19 protein-coding genes are annotated in these 23,384 nt (G+C 63.8%); 9 read left to right on the top strand and 10 right to left on the bottom strand.

The window, feature by feature from the left end:
* Positions 1-85: 85 nt before the first annotated feature.
* On the bottom strand, positions 86-241 hold the full coding sequence (locus RHODMAR_RS28750) for a hypothetical protein (protein ID WP_198289502.1): 156 nt from the start codon (positions 239-241) through the stop codon (positions 86-88).
* 243 nt (positions 242-484) lie between these two features.
* Positions 485-1,771, bottom strand: a complete 1,287-nt coding sequence (locus RHODMAR_RS21165) for a competence/damage-inducible protein A (RefSeq protein WP_008718645.1) — start codon at positions 1,769-1,771, stop codon at positions 485-487.
* Positions 1,772-2,049: 278 nt separating this feature from the next.
* Here RHODMAR_RS21165 and RHODMAR_RS27105 point away from each other — a divergent pair, with 278 nt between their 5' ends.
* Positions 2,050-3,264, top strand: a complete 1,215-nt coding sequence (locus RHODMAR_RS27105; RefSeq protein WP_008718643.1) for a hypothetical protein — start codon at positions 2,050-2,052, stop codon at positions 3,262-3,264.
* A 582-nt stretch (positions 3,265-3,846) separates the two neighbouring features.
* Complete coding sequence (locus RHODMAR_RS21155) at positions 3,847-4,494, top strand: hypothetical protein (RefSeq protein ID WP_008718641.1); 648 nt, start codon at positions 3,847-3,849, stop codon at positions 4,492-4,494.
* A gap of 277 nt (positions 4,495-4,771) precedes the next feature.
* Here RHODMAR_RS21155 and RHODMAR_RS21150 read toward each other — a convergent pair whose 3' ends face one another.
* Entirely contained in the window at positions 4,772-6,493 is a 1,722-nt protein-coding gene (locus tag RHODMAR_RS21150) for a cholesterol oxidase substrate-binding domain-containing protein (protein WP_008718639.1), read from the bottom strand.
* Between the two features lie 208 nt (positions 6,494-6,701).
* Between RHODMAR_RS21150 and RHODMAR_RS21145 the strand changes: the two genes are divergently transcribed.
* The 4 genes from RHODMAR_RS21145 to RHODMAR_RS21130 all read left to right on the top strand — a co-directional run bounded on the left by RHODMAR_RS21145 (position 6,702) and on the right by RHODMAR_RS21130 (position 11,230).
* Positions 6,702-7,361 carry a response regulator transcription factor gene (locus RHODMAR_RS21145; protein ID WP_008718637.1) on the top strand — a complete coding sequence of 220 codons (660 nt, stop codon included), beginning with the start codon at positions 6,702-6,704 and terminating at the stop codon, positions 7,359-7,361.
* Position 7,362: 1 nt separating this feature from the next.
* Complete coding sequence (locus RHODMAR_RS21140) at positions 7,363-8,763, top strand: sensor histidine kinase (protein ID WP_008718636.1); 1,401 nt, start codon at positions 7,363-7,365, stop codon at positions 8,761-8,763.
* Positions 8,764-8,901: 138 nt separating this feature from the next.
* A complete protein-coding gene (locus tag RHODMAR_RS21135) occupies positions 8,902-10,281 on the top strand; it encodes an MFS transporter (RefSeq protein ID WP_008718634.1) in 1,380 nt (459 codons plus the stop codon).
* Between the two features lie 10 nt (positions 10,282-10,291).
* Positions 10,292-11,230, top strand: coding sequence for a TAXI family TRAP transporter solute-binding subunit (locus RHODMAR_RS21130; RefSeq protein ID WP_042940044.1), 939 nt, complete (start codon positions 10,292-10,294; stop codon positions 11,228-11,230).
* A gap of 19 nt (positions 11,231-11,249) precedes the next feature.
* Here the strand turns inward: RHODMAR_RS21130 and araA are convergent, their stop codons facing one another.
* From araA to araB, 3 genes are read right to left on the bottom strand one after another with little or no spacing between them, the layout of a single operon-like run.
* Positions 11,250-12,734: an L-arabinose isomerase gene (araA, locus tag RHODMAR_RS21125; protein WP_008718630.1), complete on the bottom strand. Its 1,485-nt coding sequence runs from the start codon at positions 12,732-12,734 to the stop codon at positions 11,250-11,252.
* A 36-nt stretch (positions 12,735-12,770) separates the two neighbouring features.
* The gene (locus tag RHODMAR_RS21120) at positions 12,771-13,448 is read right to left on the bottom strand and encodes an L-ribulose-5-phosphate 4-epimerase (RefSeq protein ID WP_008718628.1); all 678 of its coding nucleotides are present in this window, start codon (positions 13,446-13,448) and stop codon (positions 12,771-12,773) included.
* Positions 13,448-15,118 (bottom strand): ribulokinase, encoded by a 1,671-nt coding sequence (gene araB / locus RHODMAR_RS21115; RefSeq protein WP_008718626.1) that lies wholly within the window; start codon positions 15,116-15,118, stop codon positions 13,448-13,450. Before araB ends, RHODMAR_RS21120 begins: the two co-directional genes overlap by 1 nt.
* A 286-nt stretch (positions 15,119-15,404) precedes the next feature.
* Between araB and fdhA the strand changes: the two genes are divergently transcribed.
* A complete protein-coding gene (gene fdhA, locus RHODMAR_RS21110; protein WP_008718625.1) occupies positions 15,405-16,622 on the top strand; it encodes a formaldehyde dehydrogenase, glutathione-independent in 1,218 nt (405 codons plus the stop codon).
* A gap of 134 nt (positions 16,623-16,756) precedes the next feature.
* On the opposite strand, the gene RHODMAR_RS21105 is transcribed toward fdhA, so the two are convergent.
* Complete coding sequence (locus RHODMAR_RS21105) at positions 16,757-17,914, bottom strand: beta-ketoacyl synthase N-terminal-like domain-containing protein (protein ID WP_042940043.1); 1,158 nt, start codon at positions 17,912-17,914, stop codon at positions 16,757-16,759.
* 191 nt (positions 17,915-18,105) lie between these two features.
* Here RHODMAR_RS21105 and RHODMAR_RS21100 point away from each other — a divergent pair, with 191 nt between their 5' ends.
* Complete coding sequence (locus RHODMAR_RS21100; protein WP_008718622.1) at positions 18,106-19,713, top strand: sensor domain-containing protein; 1,608 nt, start codon at positions 18,106-18,108, stop codon at positions 19,711-19,713.
* Between the two features lie 91 nt (positions 19,714-19,804).
* Here RHODMAR_RS21100 and RHODMAR_RS21095 read toward each other — a convergent pair whose 3' ends face one another.
* From RHODMAR_RS21095 to RHODMAR_RS21085, 3 genes are all read right to left on the bottom strand, one after another.
* Positions 19,805-20,830, bottom strand: a complete 1,026-nt coding sequence (locus RHODMAR_RS21095) for a phosphotransferase family protein (RefSeq protein ID WP_008718619.1) — start codon at positions 20,828-20,830, stop codon at positions 19,805-19,807.
* Positions 20,827-22,038 (bottom strand): acyl-CoA dehydrogenase family protein, encoded by a 1,212-nt coding sequence (locus RHODMAR_RS21090; RefSeq protein ID WP_008718617.1) that lies wholly within the window; start codon positions 22,036-22,038, stop codon positions 20,827-20,829. Before RHODMAR_RS21090 ends, RHODMAR_RS21095 begins: the two co-directional genes overlap by 4 nt.
* 90 nt (positions 22,039-22,128) lie before the next feature.
* Positions 22,129-22,746 carry a TetR/AcrR family transcriptional regulator gene (locus RHODMAR_RS21085; protein WP_008718616.1) on the bottom strand — a complete coding sequence of 206 codons (618 nt, stop codon included), beginning with the start codon at positions 22,744-22,746 and terminating at the stop codon, positions 22,129-22,131.
* Positions 22,747-22,823: 77 nt separating this feature from the next.
* On the opposite strand from RHODMAR_RS21085, the gene RHODMAR_RS27100 reads away from it, so the two are divergent.
* Positions 22,824-23,384 (top strand): helix-turn-helix domain-containing protein (locus RHODMAR_RS27100; protein ID WP_008718614.1); only part of this gene is annotated, 561 nt, incomplete at its 3' end.

The following is a 23,384-nucleotide window of genomic DNA, read 5'->3' as shown; positions in this document are numbered from 1 at the left end:
GTCGGGAGTCTGACAAGTCGGACCTATCTCGTAGGACTACCCCTACGCTTCCTTGATCGCCACCCGGTACAACTCGGACGGCCGGTCAGTACTGGGTATTCCCCTCCTCTGGAGGGTGCGGCACATTCTCTTCGTCGACGTGCGCACCTTCGGCTGCATCGGTCTCGGCGGTGTGTTCCCGCGGACCGTCATTGCTCCCGTGGGAGGGAACTGCTTCGCTTGCATCGCTCGGCATGGTCATGGAATCTCCTATGGGTCGAGGCGACTGGTCGCCGGTGGCAAGACCTCTGGGGAGTGCCCCACCCAACGAAGAACTACACCTCGGACGACCATGCTGTCGCCGCCGGCGATCAAATGACTGGTCCGCTGAATGCCCCGATGTAGCTCGCGGGATGCGTCGCTCAGTCCTGGCGCTGCACTCCGACATCGGGCCTCGAAGTGATGGTGGTCGATAGGGCTCTCTTCCTGCGCACCAACTCGAAAGTCACACGGCTTCTTCCAACGCGTCGGCGATCATGTGCATTGCCGCTGTGGTGGACAGCGCCCGCACGCTTGCTCGGTCGCCCGGAAGCAGGAGTGTGCGGGTGACGGTCGGTTGCCCGGCTACAGCGATCCCGAAGCAGACGGTGCCGACCGGTTTGAGTTCCGTGCCACCACCCGGCCCGGCGATGCCACTGGTCGATACCGCGATATCGACGCCCAGTCGGTTCAGTGCGCCTTCGGCCATCAGCGCAGCCACCGGTTCGCTGACGGCTCCGTGCTTGTCGATGGTCTCCGCAGGGACGTCGAGCAAGCCCGTCTTTGCCTCGTTCGCGTACGACACCACCGCCCCGATGACGTAGGCCGAGGAGCCTGCGCGATCGGTGAGGCGCGCGGCGATCATGCCTCCCGTGCACGATTCCGCGGTGGCGATTCTTCTGCCGGTCAACCGATTCGCCACGATGTCGTCGATGGTGGATCCATCGGTCGAAAAGACCTGCGAGCCATGATGTTCGTCGATGAGACGTTCGAGATCCGTGTATGCAGTTCGCGCTGATTCTGCGTAGCGTGTCACCATTTCGAGCTCTCCGAGACTCAGGCACGTGGTGATCTCGAGATCGCCGAATCCCGCGATCTCGCGCTCCGCCGTCCGCAACGTCGCCGCGAGATCGGCTTCGGACAGCCGGTATCCGCGGATGGTGTCCTGACGTACCTCCGAGCGTCGGGTCAGGACCTCGGCGACCGGCGCGCTGTCGAGGGCCTCCGGCCACATTGCCTGCAGTTCGCGTGGTGGGCCCGGCAAAATCAATACAACAGGCAGCGTCCCGGAGTCGTTGGCGGGTATCGCCACACCAGGGGCGGTGCCCGTCGGTGAAATGGACTGCGCGCCTTGCGGAACCATCGCCTGTTTTCGAATCCCTGCCTGCAGCGGCTCGGAGTCGGCCGCAGAGCTCATTCGGCTTCGCCAACGCTGCACGATCGCGTGGATGCGTTCCTCGAGTTCGACATCGAGATGCAATTCGCGGCCGTACAGAGCGGCAACGGTGGCCACGGTGAGATCGTCGGCGGTGGGGCCCAATCCTCCGGTGGTCACGATCAAGTCGACGCGTTGGTCCGCGAGAAACTGCACTTGTGCCGTCAGGTCATCGGGACGGTCGCCGCAGACGGTGATGTGGGCAACGTCGACTCCCAGCTCGAGAAGACGTTGGGCCACCCACGGGCCGTTTCGGTCGGTGACCCTGCCGGCCAGAACTTCGGTTCCCGTGACCACTACACCCGCTCGTACCGTCATTCTTCGACCTTACTGACTGGGAGCGCCCGTGAGTTTCCCGGTCGGCCCGGGTCCGAGAAGTGACATCGATCGCAACCGCGCCGGGGAAGAGCGCCCCGCGGATCGGCCACGATCTGCAGATCTTCGCGATCGTCTTTCTCCTGTTCTCCACACGCGCGCGCGTGTGGAGAATGCTCGCGGAATCATCGACGAACACGAGGGGCGTCTGACGAATACGTTCGCGTTTGCCGCGAATTCGTTGTTCACGTACGTCCCGATCCGGAGGCTAAGCTCCATGGGTGCGAACCGATATGCGACGCGGTGGGGTGTTGCTGGACGTCGCGGTAGTCGTAGCGATTGTGGCCGTCGGAACCGTGGTTGCCGGAGTCCTCGAAGATCAGCCGCCCTCCGTCGAGCCCATACCCGGCTGCGACGTCGTTCTTCCTGCCGAGGAAGGCTTTTCTTTCACGATCGGTTCTTACGGGGGGCGGTACGACAACCCCGACTATCCGTGGCTGACGGCAACGAAGGCATCGGCAATGTCGACTGCGTTGATCGAATCCTTGCCCACCGATGTGGAATTGGAGTTCGCTTCGCCGTCGAATTCTCTGGTGTTCCAACCGATGGACATCTATCCCGAAGGCGTGGATATTGCGGAGGGAGTCACGGTCGAGGACATCAGCGGTGACAGTACGGCCTCCGGCGGCGTCGGTCGAGGAGATGCGCGGGCGCCCCTTCGAGTTTCGGTCGAAGAGTGGGACGGTGAGATACCGCCATGCGTCGAAGAGCGGATCGATGAACGAACAACCCTGCCCGACGGCACTGTCGTCGACACGTTGGATGCGGTATCCGTCTATGACGGAGTCTCGACGCATCGCCGCACGGCGGTCGCGTACTTCGCCGATACCGTCGCCAGCGCGAGAACTTCGAACGAAGGTAGCGACGCGCTGCTCCCGCTGGAGGTCGACGAGCTCAGCAACATCGTTGCGAACCCTCAATTGCGTGTCACCGCAGAGGTTCCCGAGGGAACGCCGCCGCCTCCTCGCGACTGCGGCTCGTACCGAGAGAATCCGACGCTCCCACTGTCCAGAGATGTGGTCGAACGCATCGGCGCGTCATTGGCCGATCAGTGGGCAGTCGTCTTTCCCGAAGCGCAATCCGATCGGCCCATCGGCGATCTGGTTCTTGGGTCGTTCGGAAGCGGAAGTGCGTGCACTGTCGTGAACGTATCCACACCGACCGGTTCCACGGAATTGAGTATCGAAATATCGATCAGGGACACCACCGAGTGGCGCAGTACCGACGCGCAGGACAGCTCCAGTGTGAGCCGATCGACTCTGCCTGACGGCACCGTCGTGACCAGTCGGTCCGACGAAACTCAGCGAGGCGGGCAACCGAGCGAGTGGCTGAGCGTGCTCCGGCCCTCGAACACGCTCGTGCAGTTCAGCTTTGGAGACGAAATCGACGCCGACTCACTCGTCGAGCTCGCGTCGGCTCCAGGATTGGATCTGTGAGTCCCCACGATCGAAGGGTGAGTCGCTCGATCCGGGCAACGGTCAGATCGGCTCTCGTCGACGGCCACCATGCACGAACAGGTGGTCGTCAACAGGGGTGCCGACGGCAAGGATCGTCACGTCCATTTTCGGTCCGTCGTGACGACAGTCGCCTGTCAGGCAGTCGACCGCGATGCTCGACTGCCCTCACGTCGGATAGTTCCGTGACCGACTCCGTGGACGAATTATGCCCACGAATGGAGTTCCAGCGCAGACGCTTCCGATGACCTTGCCGTTGGCGTTCTCCATGCGCATGTTTCCGGACGACGGATCCGTGTGCGTACTGCGACAGAGTGACGAGGAGCTAGGACCTCGAATTCGACGGACGTCCAGTGCCAGGGCGACGACTGGGCCAACCGGCGAAATTTGCTAGACGGATGGGTGCGTGATCATGTACCGATCATGCCGTCGACCCGTGGTTCAGTTCTGCACGTTCCCGTTCTCGGGAGGGTGTGGCACGTTCGTTGCTGCCGCTGAGCACAGAACTACACCTCCGAGATGCCAGAATGACGACACGCCCCATCCCGAGACGGCAAGGACTGTATGAAATCGACAGGCGCACGAGGCTCGGTATGGTCGACGGTTGCGGTGATCGTGGGGATTGTTGCTGTCGGCACGGTTGTGGCCGGCCTGGTGCACGAACCGCAGCCTGACCCCGTTGCAATTCCAGGCTGCGAGGAGGTCATTCAGCCAGAGGACTTGGTGCGAGTGAACTACGCATTTGTCAGCGAGGGTGACGCCGACGTTTCCGAGGTGCCGTGGAGGTTCGAGGCCAAAGCACAATCGATGACAGATGCCCTGATCGCGGCACTACCCACCGGGTCAGTAGTCGAACCCGAACCGTTCGCACCGACCTTCGGCTTCGACGCGGTCGCGATCCGGCAGTCGTTGGACGGCGAGGCCGACGCGCTCGGAACCATCACCGTCGGCGATCGGACCGGCACGCTGACAGTCACCGTCGGGCTTTCCGATCAGCCCGCCGGTCCGTGCTTCGCGGGAGTCGTCGACGAGCGCTCGACGCAAGCAGACGGGACAGTGCTCGACTTCGCGGAGCGCCCAGGCTCGCGCCGCGTCATTGCGCGAACGACCGACGGCACCCGAATCGATGTGAATGCCAGCGGCGTGTTGACGCGCGAGCAAATGGTCGATATCGCGGTGGCACCGGGCCTGCGCGCAAGTACACCCGCCTGACGGGCAGCAAGGCTGTCGATCGGCGCTGATCATCTTCGGTGATCCACTCCGCACCTGAGCGTTCACTACCGTCGCCCGCCGGTGGCATCCCGCGCATGGCACCCGATCGTGAACACTCACGTCCGCGCGACTGCCCCGACCCGTCGCCAGCAGCGCGCCCCGCACCTGCTGCGTCTGGTGGCCATCTCGAAGCAGACGCGATTTTCGAGTCCGCAGTGCGTTCCATATTCGCGCAGACCACCGCTCATCCTGCCGCGCGACGGTGGCCGAACCCGGCCTACGGAAGTAGTCGATCGATCATCGAGTTGCTGTAGATACGGTGCGGGTCGAGTCGGTTGTACACCGACAGCGCGGTGTCCCAGTTGTCCTCGGCAGGAAGGCCTTCGCGGTAGGTATCGGGCAAGGTGGTGTCGATGACAGTCGAATCCTTGTACGGCAGCTCGGTACTGAACGCCCATCCCTTGGACCATTCGGGTCTGAAGGTTGCCCACGCGCCGCTGTAGTGGCTACGCATCCACTGTTCCATTTCGCGATAGAAGGCGAACATCCCTGGTGTTCCAGGGATACCGAGAACATTGAGCCACACTGCGGTGTTCCACTCGGGATGATCGGGACGCGGGCGCATTGCCGAGATCGTCGGTGCTCCGGCGGAGTCCACGAGCACATCTGAGGGGTCGTCCATTCCGCAGCAACGGATTTCGACCGGTCCATTCAGTGGATATTGCCCGATGGACAGGTGGTGCGAGATACGTTCGTGGAACCACTGGGTGAAATCGTGGACCACCTGACCGACGTGCTCGCGAGAGGTGATGACGGCACCGCCGCCTTCGGTGAGCAGCAGGGTGCTCGGTTTGATGTAGAACTGCACATTCTTGGACCAACCCCATATGTCCTGTGCGGCTGTCGCTGCCAGTCCGGCAACCGTGGTGCCGTAGAAGAACTGGCCGAAAGCCGGTGCAATGGAGGTGTGTCCGCGGGTCAATTGTCCGATGAAATCGGATGCCGCCTCGGGTAGGTTGTCGGAGAACGTGTAGTTGTACGGTCCGGTCACTTCGCGGGCGGTGGGTGGCTTGTCGGGGCATACCGACCACACCTTGAGCCACGGGTTGTCGGTGAACGGGTACCAGATCGCCTCCACGCGTCCGGATTCGTCGAGGTACCTCGCGAAGGTGCGTCCCGACGCTGTCGATGCACCGAACAATTCGCGCCAGTCGATGTCGGTGTAGCTCTGGCACCGCATGCGAGAGTTGGCGCTGGCCTGCAAGGTGACCGAGGTGACGAAGGTTCTGCCGAGATGTGTCAGGAGCGGTGTGATCCGAGGATCGGACCTGTCGAATGTGCGAAGTGCGTAGTGTGAGCCGGTCCAGACGACGGCGGTCAGGGACGTCACGAGGTTGCTCAGCGAACCGTACGTGGTCCCGGGCGCGGGTGTCTCACCCACGGCGGGAACTGCGGCACCGTGCGCTCCCACGGCAAGTGCGCCGGCGATGGACAACACTCCGGGTGCTGGGACACTCGCCCATCCCAGTCCGTGATTCTCCAACTGTTGCAGGATGGCTTCGAGGGTGGCACCGGCACCAGCGGTCACCGTCGAACCCTCGGGGTCTACGGTGACACCGTCGAGGTGGACCATTGTGTCGACGAGAACGGTGCGGTCGATGTTTTCGCCGTTTTCGATCGTCAGTGGCGTCCATCCGTGCATCGCTCCGCGGGGACGAATACGGTAGTCGTTCTCCGAAGCCCAATTAGCCAATCGCACAACATCTTCCGGTGTCGACGGTGAGCAGGTCCAGATGGCATCGAGCATTATTTCCTTGGACCAGTTCTGGTAACGCTGCTGGTACAACGGAATCCCGGGCGGAAAGTTCAGGGGGCTGTCGAGAGTGCTGTTCGCGCTGCCGAACGGCACTGCTCCGACGGGTGCAGCACGCAGGACCGAAGCCGCGGCTATTGCTCCTGCGCCGCCGGCCAGAAACGCGCGGCGGTTCAATTCGGACACTGGGCCTCCACGTCGAGGGTATTGCTGGATTGGACCGACAGTCGATACCCGACTGGGGCGCGGTCTCGTCGCAGACCTGGTCGGGCCCCATCTCGACAACTCGCGGCGAACTGGATCGGTTCGCGACCGGTTCGGTTGGTGACCGTTTCGGACCCGATGACAATGGCACACGCGGTGATTTGCCACAAAACGGCCTATCTTGAGGTCGATGCGTATAGCTGTGGTGGAAGACGACGACGGAGTCGGCGATGCGTTGGTCGACGCGTTGACCGAGGTGGGGCACGCACCTGTCCGCATGAGCCGGGGAGCCGACCTACTGCTCGGCTATCACGCGATGGACGTCGTCCTACTCGATCTCGGGCTACCGGACATGGATGGCCTCGAGGTGCTGCGCAAACTTCGGACCCTGAGTTCGGTTCCGGTGGTGGTATTGACCGCACGGGACGACGAACGTTCGGTGGTTCGTGCTCTGCGCGGCGGCGCGGACGACTACGTCGTCAAACCCGCTCGGCTGGGGGAGTTGCACGCGAGACTCGAAGTGGCCGCGCGGCGTCGGAGCGCGACGAGCGACACCGGCACGGACCGGCTGGTTCTCGAAGACATCGTCGTCGATCTCGTCGGTCGGGGTGTCGAGGTCGACGGCCGCGACATCGCGCTGACGACCAAGGAGTTCGACCTGCTGGCTCATCTCGTGACGCGCCGCGGCGAAGCGGTCAGTCGAGAACAACTGATGGACGCCATCTGGGGTAACGCCTACGTCGCGATTTCACGGACGCTGGACGTGCACATGACGGCGTTGCGTTCCAAGCTCGATCGACCGGGCACCATCGTCACCATCCGCGGCTTCGGCTACCGCTGGGACACCTGACGTGCGACGCCGTGTCCTGGTGGTGCTGATGATCTACTCCACCATCGTCGTGCTCGCACTGTCGGTGCCCTTGGCCGTGTTGGTCGGCCGCGAACGTGCCCAACGATTCGGTGAGAACCGGGCCGCAGCCGCAACGTTCTTCGCCGAACTCAGCTCCCGTGAGGACGAATCCGGTGTACCTCGTCTTCGAGAGTCCGTGCAGCGCTACGACAATCTGTACGACGAGGGAATTGCCGTCCTCGATCGCACCGGTCGGGCACGTGCATCATCGGGTCTGGACCTCGAGCGACCCGACGTACAGCAGGCGATCGCAGGAGCGTTGCGCAACCAACGCGGTGACGTTCCTTCGCATGTGCTGCCCTGGTCGCAGTCCTCGGTGCTGATTGCCGCTCCGGTCGGCGGGGGAACGCAGGTCGACGGCGCAGTGATCATCGACGCGTCCACCGCGACCGCACGCCAGGACGTCGCGGTGGCCTGGTCGATCATTACCGTCGGCGCATTGTTGATTCTCGCCACCGTCGCCGCGATCGCTGCAGCGTTGTCGCGATGGGTTGTTCGTCCACTGACCGCATTGTCGACGCGTGTGCATTCGTTCGGCGATACGTTCCACGATCGGCTACCGGTCGAAGCGGCCCCATCGACTACGAGGGCGGCCTCTGTCGGGCCACCGGAGGTTCGCGAGCTGTCCAGCGCGTTCGACGCGATGGCCCGCGACGTCGAGGCGGCCACGACCGCGCAGCGTCGACTCGTGGCCGATACCGCGCATGCGCTGCGCAATCCACTGGCGGCATTGAGAATTCGTTTGGATGTGTTGGGGATGCGGGTGCCGGACGCGGCGACCGAATCTCATCTCAGGACCACAGCGGAAGTCGACCGCCTCAGTGCCGTCGTCGACGATCTGCTTGTGCTCGCCGCTGCCGAAATGCCAACGAGACAAGACACAACCGGATGTGACGTGGGTGCGACCATTGTCGACAGAGTCGAATTCTGGTCGAGCACGATCGCGGTGGCCGGAATCGATGCGCAGGTCGAAGAACCCGATGATGCCGACAACCACGTCGCTGCCCTGCCCGAGGACGACCTGATTCGCATCCTCGATGCGCTGTTGAGTAATACAACGAAGTATGCCGGTACCGGCTCGGTCGTCCAGATAGGTCACCGAGCGAGCGAGGACGGCATCACGATCTGGGTGTCGGATACCGGACCGGGCGTCCCGGCCGACGAGCTGCCGATGATCGCGGATCGGTTCTTCCGCGCATCGAGCGCCCAGGGTGCCGGTACCGGTCTCGGATTGGCGATCGTGCACGCACTGACCGAACGGGCCGGCGGGCACCTGCAGGTCAGCGTGCGTCGACCCTCGGGCTTGCGGATCGAACTTCGATTACCCCGAATCGTTTCCTAAGGGAGTGTTAGGAAATCCGAAACGGCTTGGTTCGGGGCTGTGCTTGCGGTCACAGTAGGGGGACTTCGGTGGCCGAGTCGCACTCGGCAACCCACCCACCAGCTACCCGTCACCAGCCACACCTGGAAGGACCAGCCCATGGCCAACGAGGCCACCTCCACTCCCGGTTCGTCGCTCGCGCCCCCGCCCGTCTCGTCTCCCGCCGCTACCCGTCGTGCCGTGTTGAACACGCTGCGGGGGTCGTCGGGCAATCTCGTCGAGTGGTACGACGTGTACGTCTACACCGTGTTCGCGACGTACTTCGAGAACCAGTTCTTCGACTCGGCAGACAAGAACTCGACCATCTACGTGTACGCGATCTTCGCAGTCACGTTCTTGATGCGACCGGTCGGATCGTGGTTCTTCGGACGCTACGCCGATCGGAACGGTCGTCGCGCAGCACTGACGTTCAGCGTCTCGCTGATGGCCGCATGCTCGCTGGTCATCGCGTTCACTCCGGGACGGGAGAGCATCGGCGTCTGGGCGGCGGTCATCCTCGTCCTGAGCCGTCTCGTCCAGGGCTTCGCCACCGGTGGTGAATACGGCGCGTCGGCGACGTACATGTCCGAGGCCGCCACTCGCGAACGGCGCGGCTTCTTCTCCTCGTTCCAGTACGTCACGCTCATCGGCGGGCACGTGCTCGCGCAGGTGACCCTGTTGCTGATGCAGACGTTCCTCGACCGCGCGCAGATCGAGGACTTCGGTTGGCGCATCGCCTTCTTCATCGGCGGCGTCGCGGCGGTGGTCGTCTTCTGGCTGCGTCGCAGCATGGACGAATCGCTGACCAAGGATCAACTCGACGCGGTGCGCAGTGGTGCCGACAAGTCCTCCGGATCCTTGAAAGAACTGGTCCGCAACCACGGTCGCGCATTGCTGATCTGCTTCTTGGTGACGGCCGGTGGCACCATCGCGTTCTACACCTACAGCGTCAACGCCCCCTCGATGATCAAGACCGCGTACGAGGACCGGGGGATGACCGGAACGTGGATCAACCTCTTCAGCCTGATCTTCCTCATGCTGCTGCAGCCCATCGGCGGACTGATCAGCGACAAGGTCGGCCGCAAGCCGCTGCTGATCTTCTTCGGCATCGGCGGCGTGCTGTACACCTACGTGCTCATCACCTACCTGCCGACGGCAACCTCGGTGGTGCAGTCGCTCGCCCTGGTATGCGTGGGTTACGTGATCCTGACCGGGTACACCTCGATCAATGCGATCGTCAAAGCCGAGCTGTTCCCGTCTCACGTGCGCGCACTCGGTGTCGGTCTGGGGTATGCGCTTGCGAACTCCGCTTTCGGTGGCACCGCACCGTTGATCTACCAGGCGGCGAAGAACGGTGGCAACGTTCCGTGGTTCATCCTCTACGTGACGGTCGTGATCGCCGTCTCGCTCCTGGTCTACGTCTTCGTTCTGCGGAACAAGACCGAGACCGTGCTGGATCGCGAGCAGGGCCGAGCGTTCGAGCGACACGCCACGTCCTAGGGTGACTGACATGACCCGGCCCGCAGCATCGTTCTCTCGTAGAACTGTGCTGCGGGCCGGTCTTCTTTCGGTGACCGCGGCCGGGTTGGGAGCTTGTGCGTCGGATCCGCCGACACGATTGCGACTCGCGGCGGGCGAGGTCGGCGGCTTCTTCTGGGAGTTCGCCGGACTGTTGTCCGACGCCGCCGCGGACACCGATGCCGCCCAGATCGTTCCATTCACCACCGCCGGTTCCGTCGACAACCTCGAGGCGCTCGATTCCCGACGGGCCGAGCTCGGATTGACACTGATGGACGCCGCCTACAGCCATTCGGGAGTGGACATTGCAGCGGTGGGTGTGGTGTACGAGAACTACTTCCAGGTAGCCGTGCGGGCCGATTCGGATATCGAGAACGTGGGTGATCTGCGGGGGCGGACCGTCAGTATCGGTGCACCCGGGTCGGGGGCGACCGAGGTGTCGCAGCGGCTGCTCCGCGCAGCGGGCCTGTCGGAACCCGGTGCTGTCGAACAGGTTCAGCTCTCGATGAGTGCCGCGGCAGACGCACTGGCGCGCGACGAAGTCGACGCCGTGATGTGGGCGGGCGGGTTACCGACCCCGGCGTTCGCCAACCCTCGTTCGCCGATCCGCTTACTCGATCTGGGCGCTGTCGTCGCGGATCTGCGGCGTGAATTCGGCACCGCATACGAGGCAGTTCCGGTGCCGTCGAACGTGTACGGCGAACACCCGGCAGTCACCACCGTCGGAATCCCGAACATACTTCTGGCACACCCCGACGTACCGGACCGCGTGGTCGCGGCAGTGGCGCGCGTATTGCTCGATCAGTCGTCCGCGTTGGTCCCTCAGCAGGCTATCGGCAGCCAATTCCTCGACGCCCGGTCGCTGGTCATGACCGGAAGCATTCCCCTTCATCCAGGAGCCGAAGAGGAATACCGCCGACGACACGGATGAGTCGGCTTCGGTGGCTACCTCACAACCTCGCTGCGAGTCGGTGATAGGCCGCGTTCCATCGCAGTGTCTGCTGGAAGCCTCGGGTCGAGGTGTCGGAGTCGATAGCCAGCAGCTCGACGCCGATCATGTCCGAGAATGCCTCCAACACAGGCAGGCCGATGGCAGTACTGAGAACCGTGTGATGAGGCGCACCGGCCGTGAGCCACGACTCTGCCGATACCGCGAGCGAGGGCTGCGGCTCCCACACTGCGCACGCGACGGGCAGCTTCGGCAGCGCCTCGTCGGGTTCGACGACGTCGATGACGTTGGCGGTAACACGGAATCGGTCACCGGCATCCGAGAGTCCGACGACGACGCCGTGGCCGGGATCGGCGGTGAAGCGAAGCCGCACCGGGTCTTCGCGGCCGCCGATGGACAGGGGATGGATCTCGAGGGTCGGCCGAGAAGTGGTGATCGACGGGCACACTTCGAGCATGTGTGCGCCGAGGATCTTCTCCTCACCGGGAACCAGGTGGTAGGTGTAGTCCTCCATGAACGACGTTCCGCCGTCGAGGCCCTCGGCCATCACCTTCATGCCGCGCAACAACATCGACGTCTTCCAGTCGCCCTCGCCGCCGAAGCCGTATCCGTCGGCCATCAGTCGCTGTACCGCGAGACCTGGCAACTGACGAAGCCCACCGAGGTCTTCGAAGTTGGTGGTGAAAGCCTTGAATCCACCGTCGGTGAGGAACTGCCGCAGGCCGGCTTCGACGCGCGCGCCGTAGCGCAGAGAGTCGTGGCGATCGCCGCCCTTGTCGAGGCTGGGTGCGATGTCGTACAACGCCCGATACTCGTCGATCAGCTCCGAGACAGCGGACTCGCTCACGCTGTCGACGACCTCGACGAGATCGTTGACACCGTAGGTGTTGACGGAGACTCCGAATCGCAGCTGAGCTTCGACCTTGTCGCCCTCGGTCACCGCGACATCGCGCATGTTGTCGCCGAAACGCGCCAGACACAGCGACCTCAGTTCCGCGCGACCGAGCGCGGCGCGCGCCCAATGTTCCACGCGCCCCAGGACGGTCGGGTTGTCGACGTGTCCGGCCACGATGGTGCGCAGCACGCCGACCCGAGATTCGACGTGTCCGAACTCGCGATCACCGTGAGCAGCCTGATTGAGATTCATGAACTCCATGTCGATCGTCGACCACGGCAACGACATTCCGGCCTGCGTGTGCAGATGAAGCAGCGGGACGTCCAGTGCGTCGAGGCCGGCGATCCACATCTTGGCGGGGGAGAAGGTGTGCATCCACGTCACGACGCCGACGCACTCGTCGGCGGCGTTGGCTTCACGCATACAGCGCAGAATGGACGACGCGTCGAGCAGCACCGGCTTCCAGACGACCGAGACAGGAAGTGCCGCATCGAGTTTGTCTGCGATCTCGCGGGACTGGACGGCTACTTGCTCGAGAGTCTCGGGGCCGTAGAGGCCTTGGCTGCCGGTGAGAAACCATACTTCGGACATGGGTGTGCCTTCCGTGGGAAGAGTGTGGCGCGCCGGTCAGCGCTGGCCGTAGACGTTCTGGTAGCGGTCGTAGAGTGCGTCGACCGAGGAGCTGGGGATGGGGATCGGTTGTCCCAGTTGATAGGACAGATGCACCGATCTGGCGACGTCCTCGCACATGACGGCCGCCTTGACCGCGGACCGAGCGGACGGCCCCACTGCGAACACCCCGTGGTTCTTCATCAGAACTGCAGGAGATCGACTCCCCGCCAGGGTGTCGACGATGCCTCTACCGATCGAATCGTCGCCGATCGTGGCGAACGGTCCGACCGGGATGTCTCCGCCGAACTCGTCCGCACACATCGTGGTGACGACCGGGATGGGTTCTCCTCGTGCCGCCCATGCCACTGCGTACGGCGAATGTGTATGCACCACACCGCCGATGTGTTCGAGCTTCCGATACACGTACGCCTGCGCCTCGGTGTCCGAGGACGGTGCATGCTCACCCTCGACCACCTTGCCGTGGAGATCGCACACCACCATGTTGCTCGGCGTCAGGTCGTCGTACGAGACGCCACTGGGTTTGATGACCATCAGGTCCCGTCCGGGAACCCGGGCCGAGACGTTGCCTGCCGTCCACACGACCAGGCCGTACCGAACCAGCTCGGAATGCAGCGTGCTCACCTCGCGGCGAACTTCCTCGATGACCTCGCGGACATCGTCGACGACCGTCATCACGCATCCACCTTCTCGGTGAGGGCCGCACGTCGAAGTGCGCGCAGACGGCGCATGGTCGTGGTGTCTCGTCCGAACCGGTCGTGCAATTCCAGGTAGATCTCGAACAGCGCGTCGTAGGCCCTCGATCGTGATTCGTCCGGCACGAACGCGCCGGAGCGCACCTTGCCCATCGACTTCGACGCAACGGGCACGTCGGAGTAGCACCCGGCTGCCACCGCGGCGTGGATAGCGGATCCCAGCGCCGGTCCTTGCGCAGATGTGATGACCGACAACGGCATTCGCAATACGTCGGCGTAGATCTGCATGAGCAGCGGGTTGCGTGCCAGCCCGCCTGCCACGACGAACTCCTCGACCGGAACACCGCTGTCGCGGAACGTCTCCACGATGACGCGGGTTCCGAATGCCGTTGCCTCGAGCAGGGCGCGATAGGTGTCCTCGGGACGGGTCGCCAGCGTTGTTCCGACCACGAGTCCGGAGAGCTCGTGGTCCACCAGAACGGATCGGTTACCGCTGTGCCAGTCGAGTGCGACGAGCCCGTGCTCGCCCACCTCCTGTACTTCGGCGAGCCGAGTGAGGTACTCGTGCACCGACTCACCGGCCGCCGCCGCGGCCTCGGAGTACGACGCGGGAACCGAAGTGCGCGTGAACCATCCGAAGATATCGCCGACGCCACTCTGACCGGCCTCGTATCCGAAGGAGCCGGCCACGATGCCGCCGTCGACCACCCCGCACATTCCCGGGACTTCCTTCAGTACCGTCGAACTCATCACGTGACACGTCGAGGTCCCCATGATGGCGACCATTCGTCCTGGTTCCACCGCGCCGGCTGCAGGTGCCGTTACATGCGCATCGACGTTGCCGACCGCGACTGCAATTCCTTCCGGCAGTCCCGTCCACCCGGCCGCCTCGGCGGTCAACGACCCTGCACGCGAGCCCAAGTCGCCCAGTGGTTGGTCGAGCTTGTCGGTGACGAAGGGCCCGAATCCCGGTGCGAGCTCGGTGAGGAAGTCCGCCGACGGGTACTGCCCGTCCTGATAGATGCCCTTGTATCCGGCGGTGCACGCGTTGCGCACGTAGTTTCCGCACAGCTGCCAGACGATCCAGTCGGCCGCCTCCACCCATCGGTCCATCGCGTCGTAGATCTCCGGGTCTTCCTCGTGGATCTGCAGGGCCTTGGCGAATTCCCATTCCGAGGAGATCAGTCCGCCGTAGCGGGGCAGCCAGCTCTCTCCGCGGCGCGCAGCCAGGTCGTTGATCCGATCGGCCTGCCCCTGGGCCGCATGGTGTTTCCACAGCTTCACGTAGCCGTGCGGCCGATCGACGAATTGCGGGTCCTCGCACAGCGGAGTGCCGTCGGCGTAGGTGGGCACCATGGTGCAGGCAGTGAAGTCGGTACCGATGCCGACGACCTGCTCGGGTGCGATGCCTGCGGCGGCCAGGGCGGCAGGCACCGCATGGCGCAGGACGTCCCGATAGTCGTCGGGCACTTGCAGTGCCCATGCGTCGGGCAACCGGACCGTGCCGCCGGGGAGCGCCTCTTCGAGCACTGCGTGACGGTAATCGTGTACGGCGGAGGCTATCTCGACACCGTCCGAGACCCGGACGACGACGGCTCGGCCGGAAAGGGTGCCGAAATCAACTCCCACTGTGTAGTGGTCAACCGGCATGCAGATCTCCTTGACGTGGCCACTCGCTGTGACGTGTGCAACACAGTGTGAGCGCTAACATCGGGTCGCGTCAAGTACGTATCGAACATTGCTCGAAGGACCTCGGATCCGTCCGGCACGACGCGGTGACCGCAACCGACGGCGCTCACATTCGGAACCGTGCATACTGGGATGTGATGCGGGCCACATCAGAGTTCGTACGTCGTGGACGGTCTACGGAAGATTCGATCGCACCGATGTTCTCGGCCTGCTTGTCACATCACTCACTCAACGACGAGGAGAACTCATGGCAGACAATCGCGCAGTCACGTACGCCGGTGCCGGCAAGGTGGAGGTCCAGGACATCGCCTATCCCGGGTTGGAGTTGACCGATGGTCCCGGGGTCAATCCGGCAAACGTCGGCCGCAAGTGCGAGCACGGAGTGATTCTGAAGGTCGTCTCGACCAACATCTGCGGCAGCGATCAGCACATGGTCCGCGGCCGAACCACTGCGCCCGAGGGGCTGGTCCTCGGCCACGAGATCACCGGTGAGATCGTCGAGGTGGGACGTGACGTCGAATTCCTGAAGGTCGGAGACATCTGTTCCGTGCCGTTCAACATCGCGTGTGGTCGGTGTCGAAACTGCAAGGAGCGCAAGACCGGAATCTGCCTCAACGTCAATCCCGATCGGCCGGGTTCGGCGTTCGGCTACGTCGACATGGGCGGTTGGGTCGGCGGCCAGGCAGAGTACGTCATGGCACCCTACGCAGACTTCAACCTGCTGAAGTTTCCGGACAAGGACCAGGCTCTCGAGAAGATCCTGGATCTGACGATGCTCTCGGACATCTTTCCCACCGGATATCACGGCGCAGTTACTGCTGGAGTGAAGCCCGGGTCCACGGTGTACATCGCAGGTGCGGGTCCGGTCGGTCTCGCTGCCGCGGTCGGCGCACAATTGCTGGGAGCGTCGGTGGTGATCGTCGGCGACATGAACGCCGACAGGTTGGCCCAAGCTCGAACGTTCGGTTGCGAGACCGTCGACGTCGGCAAGGGAGCACCGCAGGATCAGATCGAACAGATTCTCGGAATCCCCGAGGTCGATGCCGCCGTGGATGCGGTGGGATTCGAAGCTCGTGGCCACGGTGGAGATTCGTCCCACGAAGCACCGGCCACGGTACTGAATTCGTTGATGGACATCACCACGGCGGGTGGCGGAATCGGTATTCCCGGGCTGTACGTGACCGGCGATCCGGGTGGCGTGGACGAGGCCGCTCAGCGCGGCGCGTTGTCGCTGAGTCTCGGCACCGGTTGGGCTAAGTCGCTGTCCTTCGCCACCGGCCAGTGCCCTGTGATGAGCTATCACCGCGAACTGATGAATGCGATTCTGAAGGAACGTGTTTCGATCGCCAAGGCGGTGAACGCAACGGTCATCTCCCTCGACGACGCTCCGCGTGGCTACCGTGAATTCGACAGCGGAGTGGCACAGAAATTTGTCATCGACCCACACGGCATGATCGCGAGCTGAGAGCGCATCGATAGGACGGTCACCCTCGTCGAGACCGACGCGAGGGTGACCGTGCTGCGCCGACCTCCTCTGTTCGGCATTTTCTTTCTCCGACCGCCCGGCTCAGCGCGTGCGGTCGGAGCGCAGACGTCACGTCATGCCGGAGCCAACACCACCACCGAGTTGTGTCCTCCCATTCCCAGTGAAGATTTCATCGTCAATCCTGGCTCCGCGGTGGTGAAGCCGTCGAGCAACAGGGGATGAGCATCCGAGACCTGTGGGGCGGCGGGAACCATTCCGTGCTCGAATCCCATCACCGCAGAAAGGGTTTCGATTGCCGACGCCGCACCCTGGCAATGCCCGGTCAACGGTTTCACGGAGTACACCTGCGCGTGGGAATCGAGCACCGTCTCCAACATCGCAGTTTCTGCTGCATCGCATTGCGCAGTACCGGGCCCGTGAGCGTTGAGATACCGCACTTGCGCGGCAGTGACGCCGGCGTCGACCAATGCTTCCTCGAAGCAGGCGCGCACCTGAGTGAGGGCCGGGTCGATGGAGGTCGCGTGGAAGGCGTCGTGCGTCATCGAGCCACCCAAGACCCGGGCGTACGAGGCCGAGCTTCGAGCCGACAACACGAATGCCGTTGCAGCTTCTCCCATTCCGAAACCGCGGCTGCCTTCTTGGAACGGTCGGCAACCGTCTCGAGGCTCCACGTCAACGATACCGACACCGAGCTTGACGAAATGATCGATGTTCTCCGGCGTCAGCGACAGATCGGTCGCGACGAAGACGACATCGTCGACGAAGCCGGTATCGAGCCACATCTTGGCGGTGAGCAGGCCGGCGTTGCCCGACGCGCACATCGCCGAGACATTCATGGCCGGGCCGTGAAACCCGTATTCCTGCATCAGCAGTGACACCGGTGTCGATGGCATGAGGGTCAGATAGTCACCTACGCGGCGAACTCCGCCGTCTTCCAGGTAGAAATTGCGCCACTCGTCCACCTCGCCCAGGACGACGGCATGAACCAGACCGACCCGTCGTCCCGGCTGCCAACCTCTGGCCACCGCGTCGTCGATGGCTTCGCGTGCTGCACCGCGGAGCGCCCGTCCGAATCGGCTGGTGCCGTCGCGTTGGTCCCCACCATCAGGGACTTTCGCAAGCCACACTGGGTATCGGTCGGGTCGGCTGAGGTCGTGGTGCAGCGTGGCTGCGGCCTTGCCTGTGGCCAGACCGTTCCACAGGGCGTCCGTGCCCCAGCCGTAGCCGGACACTGCGCCGATGCCACTGATGTCGATGCCATGGAGGCTCATCGTCGAAATCCGTTTCTTGTCGAGGTATGCGAACCGGATTCGGCTCACTCCTCGATTTAGCATGTGAAACCGGCAGAGGGTCCAGTCGAGAGATGGACATACATCGCAAATCGGGCAGGAGTCTGCATCGACCTCTCCGCGAGTGGTTCAATCGGATGTCGAACGTCCGTCTACGAACGCGAGGACCGAGCATGGCCCCAGGGGACCGCGAAAGCGTCGGCGACCCTGAATCACGTTCGGCGTCGACCGGACTCGCAGATCGTTACCGGGTGCTCGTAGAGCACTCACCGGACGCGATCGTCGTCCACAGACATGGCACCCTCGTCTATCTGAACCCCGCGGCGATGCGGTTTTTGCGCGCCGAAAGCGCCGACCACGTCGTGGGGCATTCGATCACAGAATTCATAGCCCCCGAATCGATCGGGCCCATGCTCGAGCGGATCACCGCTCTCGGTACTCACGGAACCGCCAGCGCAGCGTCCGAGGCCACAGTGCTGGCCCTCGACGGGACGACGCTGACCATGGAAGCGGTGTCGGTGCGCACGGTGTGGAACGGCGAGCCGGCGTTCCAGGTGATTCTTCGCGATCTCACCGAGCACAAAGCCGCACAGAAAGCGTTGCAGTACCAAGCCGCTCTGGTCGAGCATGTCAGTGATGCCATCGTCGGTGTGTCGTCCGACGGCCTGGTGTCGAGCTGGAACCCCGCCGCCGAGTCGGTGTACGGCAGATCTGCGGAGGACGTGCTCGGGCGCAGCGTCTCGTACGCGGTCGGGGTGCCGTGCAATCCGGCCTCGATTCTTTCGGCTGGTGGCCGCCTGTGCGAGTCGCATCGCCGCGCGGACGGAACGGCACTTGCGGTGGTGGTGTCCGCGGCCAAGATGCCCGACGGCTGGGTGTTGGTGTGTGCTGACCGAAGCGCGGTACGACGAGCCGAGGAACACTTCACTGCGGTCGTGGAATCGCTCGAGTCCGGAGTCGTCGTCCTCGACCACGGTGGCCGCATCGAATCGGCAAACCTCGCGGCGAAGACGATTCTCGGCATCGAAGTCGGATCGGACACCACAGGAGAGGGGTCGGCCCTTCCGTTTCGGGTCTACGGCACCGACGAGGCCCCGATACACCCGTTCGAGCACCCGGTCGCCGTCACCAGAAAGACCGGCAAGCCCAGTCAGGCAGTGATCGGAATCGAGCGTCGCCGGGACAGTCGGAAGTTCTGGTTGTCGTTGACGGCGACGATGCTCAGTGCGGGCGACTCGGCTCTGTCGATCGTTGCGACCTTCGTCGACATCACCGACGCTTACCGGATGAGCATGAAGCTCGAACACGCGGCCACGCACGACGATCTGACCGGGCTACCCAACAGACCGTTGATCCTGGCGCGCCTCGACGAAGAACTGACGCGGCCGGCGCGCGTCGACGCGATGGCAGTGTTGTTCATCGATCTCGACAACTTCAAGACCATCAACGACCTACACGGTCACACCGTCGGCGACGCAGTACTCGGCGTGGTCGCCGCGCGGCTCACGCGAGCACTTCCGTCCGACGCCTTCGTCGGCCGAATCGGCGGTGACGAGTTCGTGGCAGTGGTGCCCCGTTGTGTGGGTAGCGAGGCAGACGACGTGCGCGCCGAATTTGCTACACCCATCACGATCGCGGGACGGGTGTTGTCGGTGTCCGCGAGCATCGGCGGTGTCACCGTCGACAGCGATGACACCCGCAGTGCGCTGGACATCCTCGATGACGCCGACCACGAGATGTATCAGTCCAAGCCGGTAGCTCAGTATCTTTCGCATCCATAACAGAATCGGTCATGATCTGTCGTGTCTGGTCCGAGCCGACGGACTTCTCGGGCTCGTCGGTGAGAGATTCGGCCCCACAATGGCCTTTGCCTCAGTCGGTGGTGCCCGACAGTGCTCGGAGACCGGCCGCAATGAACTCCCCGGTGGCGTCCGCGGCATTGCGAGCACCGGCTCCGGTATCGGAACCCGACAGCGCACGGTGCGTGATTCCCTCACCGATCACCCCGAGCTTGAAGTTGGCCAACGCCAGGTAGAAGCCCCAATTGTCCAGTGCTCGGCCGGATTCGATTGCGTACTGCTGCGCGAGGTCCGACGCGGACGGGTACCGGTCGCTCGTCCAGGCAGCGTCCGCGCCGAGGACCGCGTCGAACACGGGTTGACGGTAGATGCACATCAAAGCGACATCGGTGAGGGGGTCGCCGAGTGTGGACATCTCCCAATCGACCACCGCAACTACGGAACCCACGTTGTTCGCGTCGAGAATGGTGTTGTCGACGCGATAGTCCCCGTGCACTATCGACGATGCCGAACGCGTCGGTATCGCTGCCTCGAGCGCACGGTGGAGTCGGTCGACATCGGGTAGATCGCGAGTCTTGACGGTCTGCCATTGTCGAGCCCATGTCGCGACCTGGCGGGCTACGAACCCGTCGGGACGCCCGAAGCTTTCGAGACCGACGGATGCAGGGTCGACGGCATGCAGCCCGGCGAGGACCCGAACGAGCTCCGCTGCATTTGCGGTGACCTGCGCGTCCGTCAGATCGCGCAGATCCTCACGGCTACGAACGACTCGGCCGGGCACGAAGTCGACCACTGTCATGGGTGCGCCGAGGGTCGAGCCGTCACGATCGAACGCGACCGTTCGAGCAACCGGAACATCGGTGGATGCCAGTGCATCCGTGACGGCCCATTCGCGGGCCATGTCGTGTGCCGAGGGGGTGAGCCCGCTGGTGGGAGGACGACGAACAACCCACGTCGACGTGTCGTCGTACGCCTTGTAGGTGAGATTGGAACGACCGCCGCTGATCATCTCGACCGTCAACGTACCGTCGACAGCAATGCCGCTGTTTCTCAGAAACTGTTCCAGTGCTTCGCGATTCATGCCCGGTAGTTCGCTCATGACTGTTCCTCCCGTGCTGCGCGCCTGGCCGCGCCGATCGTCCGTTTGGCGATGGCCCAGCGGTGTACCTCGGATGGGCCGTCGTACACGCGGAACGGTCGCACTTCACGCGAGAGCCGGGCGAGTGGGAGGTCGTCGGACACCCCGAGTCCTCCACACATCTGGATGCTGCGGTCGACGATTCTGAAGATGGCTTCGGCGGCGTAGGTCTTCGCGATCGAAGTCTCGTTGCCCGCGTGCCCGCCCCGATCCAACTCGAAGCACGCCACGGTCAGCAGCGCCCGCGTGGCAGCGATATCGATCTCGTTGTCTGCCACCATCTTCTGCACCATGCCGAGATCGCCGAGCTTGCCGCCGAATCCTTCACGCCGGGCGACCTGTGCGACGGCGATGTCGTGGGCCCGGCGCGAGGCTCCGAGCCAGCGCATCACGTGGGTCATGCGGGCGGGTCCCAAACGAACCTGCGCATAGGCGAATCCCTCGTCGACTGCCCCGAGCACGTTCTCGTCGGGTACGAATACGTTCTCGAAGTACACCTCGCAGTGCCCGCCGATCATGGCCTTGTCCAGGGTGCCGATATGACGTCCGACCGTGATGCCCGCGGTGTCGGCGGGTGCCAGGAACATCGTTGCTCCGCCTCGGTCGCCGGGCTTGCCGGAGGTGCGGGCCATGATGATGAAGAAGCCTGCACCATCGGCACCGGTGATGAACCACTTGTGCCCGTTGATCTTCCAGCCGCCGTCGACCCGCTCGGCGGCGGTGGTCAAGGCCGAGGGATCGGAGCCGGCACCCGGTGCTGGTTCGGTCATGGCGAAAGCCGAGCGCACATCACCGCGCGCAAGGGGCGCGAGAAACTGCTCCTTCTGCGCTGTCGATGCAATATGAGCGAGCATGTGAACGTTGCCCTCGTCGGGCGCACCGAGGTTCAGCGCTATCGGTCCGAACAGTGAATAGCCGGCCTCCTCGAACACCGGAGCCCGGTCGCTCATCGACAGCCCGTGGCCCCCGTATTCGACCGGTGCATGCGGCGCGAACACGCCGACATCTTTGGCGGCCGCCTGCATCTCGACACGCAGTCGATCGCCTCCGGCGTCGGCGACGTTTCCCAGGAACCGGTCCTCGATGGGAAGCACGTGCTCGCGGGTGAACGTGCGCGTCCGCTCGATCAGTTTCTCGATGTCGGGGTCGAACGTCAGATCGATGGCCACCACGCACTCCCTGTCTACCGACCGAACGCTCGCTCGGTTCCTCGAAGGTTCGCACAATCACTCGGCCGGGTCAAGGATCCGTCGCAACTGTCAAAAGCTCATGCCGGTCACGGCACCGACCGTCCGTCGCGCGATGTCGAGATAGACAGCGACCAATTCGTTGGGCGTCATCGGGCCTTCGGGGCGGTACCAGGTGGCGAGTCCGACGCACATCGTGGTCACGGCCCGGCTGGCATCCTTCGGATGCGGACTGTGGAAGAGACCGGATTCGACACCGTCGGCGACAATGGCGTCGAGCAACCGTTGTTCGTCGTCGCGCTTGGCGATGTACGCATCGCGATTGGCAGGGGAGAGGCTACGAATTTCCGTCGAGCACACGAAAGCGGCGTCGCGCCGGTGAATGTGGAACAGCAGCAGCGCTTCGACCACGGCGTCGAAACGATCGCTCGGCGACGAGCCCGCCCCGGCCTCCGCCGCTCGAGACCGATCCAACAACTCGTCCATCGACGCATCCATGATGCCGACCAAGAGGGCCTGCTTCGACGGAAAGTGATGGTAGAGGCCGGGAACCGATAGACCGGCACCGGCGGCGATCTGCCGCACCGACGTGCCGTGATAGCCCTGCTCCACGAACATGCTCAGCGCAGCCGCCAGCGCCGGAGGAAGGCTCGGTCCCTCGTACCGTCGCCAGTTCTGGTTCGCGGTCATTCGCTCACCGTAGATGGCGCCGAGCCTCGGGCCGAGAGTTTGCTCCTGACGTGGCGTGAGGTTCTACCGTTGCGTGCATGAACAGCAGCGATTCCACCACCTGGGGCATCGGTGACGTTGCCCGTCGAACCGGCGTCACCGAGCGCACGTTGCGCTACTACGAAGAATTGGGTTTGCTCGCTCCCGACCGAGACGGAGGGGGAAGGCGCCGGTACGGCGGGGGAGATCTCGACCGGCTGTACCGCATCCGGCTGCTCCGAGAATTGGGTACCCCGCTTGCCGACGTCGATCCGGATTCAGGCGATCTCCAGCATCTGACTCGGCAGCATCTGACCGAGTTGGACGAACGGATGGCCGAGCTCGCCCGTGTGCGAGAACGGGTTCGGGCCGTAGAGGATCGACTACTGCACGGTGTGCTTCCAGGCGACGACGCCTTGTTGGACCTGCTCTCCGGCCTGGCCACAGACGAGCCTTCGGTGACTCGCCGAACCACGCTGCTGGTCTACCGCGACATCGCGGCAGCACACTCCTATCTCGTCGACGTACTGGGACTGGCTCCCGGGCCGATCGAATACGACGGTGAGAGGGCGGTGCACGGGGAAGTGCACGCCGGTGACGGTGTCGTCTGGCTCCACCGC

Source organism: Rhodococcus sp. AW25M09, assembly GCF_000333955.1.
Taxonomy (GTDB): Bacteria; Actinomycetota; Actinomycetes; order Mycobacteriales; family Mycobacteriaceae; genus Rhodococcoides.
This window is presented reverse-complemented; position numbering and strand designations above follow the sequence as displayed.

Excerpts from the sequence above, each read along its gene's own strand:
- RHODMAR_RS28750 (WP_198289502.1), bottom strand. The coding sequence starts at position 241 with ATGACCATGCCGAGCGATGCAAGCGAAGCAGTTCCCTCCCACGGGAGC.
- RHODMAR_RS21165 (WP_008718645.1), bottom strand. The coding sequence starts at position 1,771 with ATGACGGTACGAGCGGGTGTAGTGGTCACGGGAACCGAAGTTCTGGCC.
- RHODMAR_RS21155 (WP_008718641.1), top strand. The coding sequence starts at position 3,847 with ATGAAATCGACAGGCGCACGAGGCTCGGTATGGTCGACGGTTGCGGTG.
- RHODMAR_RS21145 (WP_008718637.1), top strand. The coding sequence starts at position 6,702 with ATGCGTATAGCTGTGGTGGAAGACGACGACGGAGTCGGCGATGCGTTG.
- RHODMAR_RS21135 (WP_008718634.1), top strand. The coding sequence starts at position 8,902 with ATGGCCAACGAGGCCACCTCCACTCCCGGTTCGTCGCTCGCGCCCCCG.
- RHODMAR_RS21130 (WP_042940044.1), top strand. The coding sequence starts at position 10,292 with ATGACCCGGCCCGCAGCATCGTTCTCTCGTAGAACTGTGCTGCGGGCC.
- araA (WP_008718630.1), bottom strand. The coding sequence starts at position 12,734 with ATGTCCGAAGTATGGTTTCTCACCGGCAGCCAAGGCCTCTACGGCCCC.
- RHODMAR_RS21120 (WP_008718628.1), bottom strand. The coding sequence starts at position 13,448 with ATGACGGTCGTCGACGATGTCCGCGAGGTCATCGAGGAAGTTCGCCGC.
- araB (WP_008718626.1), bottom strand. The coding sequence starts at position 15,118 with ATGCCGGTTGACCACTACACAGTGGGAGTTGATTTCGGCACCCTTTCC.
- fdhA (WP_008718625.1), top strand. The coding sequence starts at position 15,405 with ATGGCAGACAATCGCGCAGTCACGTACGCCGGTGCCGGCAAGGTGGAG.
- RHODMAR_RS21105 (WP_042940043.1), bottom strand. The coding sequence starts at position 17,914 with ATGAGCCTCCATGGCATCGACATCAGTGGCATCGGCGCAGTGTCCGGC.
- RHODMAR_RS21100 (WP_008718622.1), top strand. The coding sequence starts at position 18,106 with ATGGCCCCAGGGGACCGCGAAAGCGTCGGCGACCCTGAATCACGTTCG.
- RHODMAR_RS21095 (WP_008718619.1), bottom strand. The coding sequence starts at position 20,830 with ATGAGCGAACTACCGGGCATGAATCGCGAAGCACTGGAACAGTTTCTG.
- RHODMAR_RS21085 (WP_008718616.1), bottom strand. The coding sequence starts at position 22,746 with ATGACCGCGAACCAGAACTGGCGACGGTACGAGGGACCGAGCCTTCCT.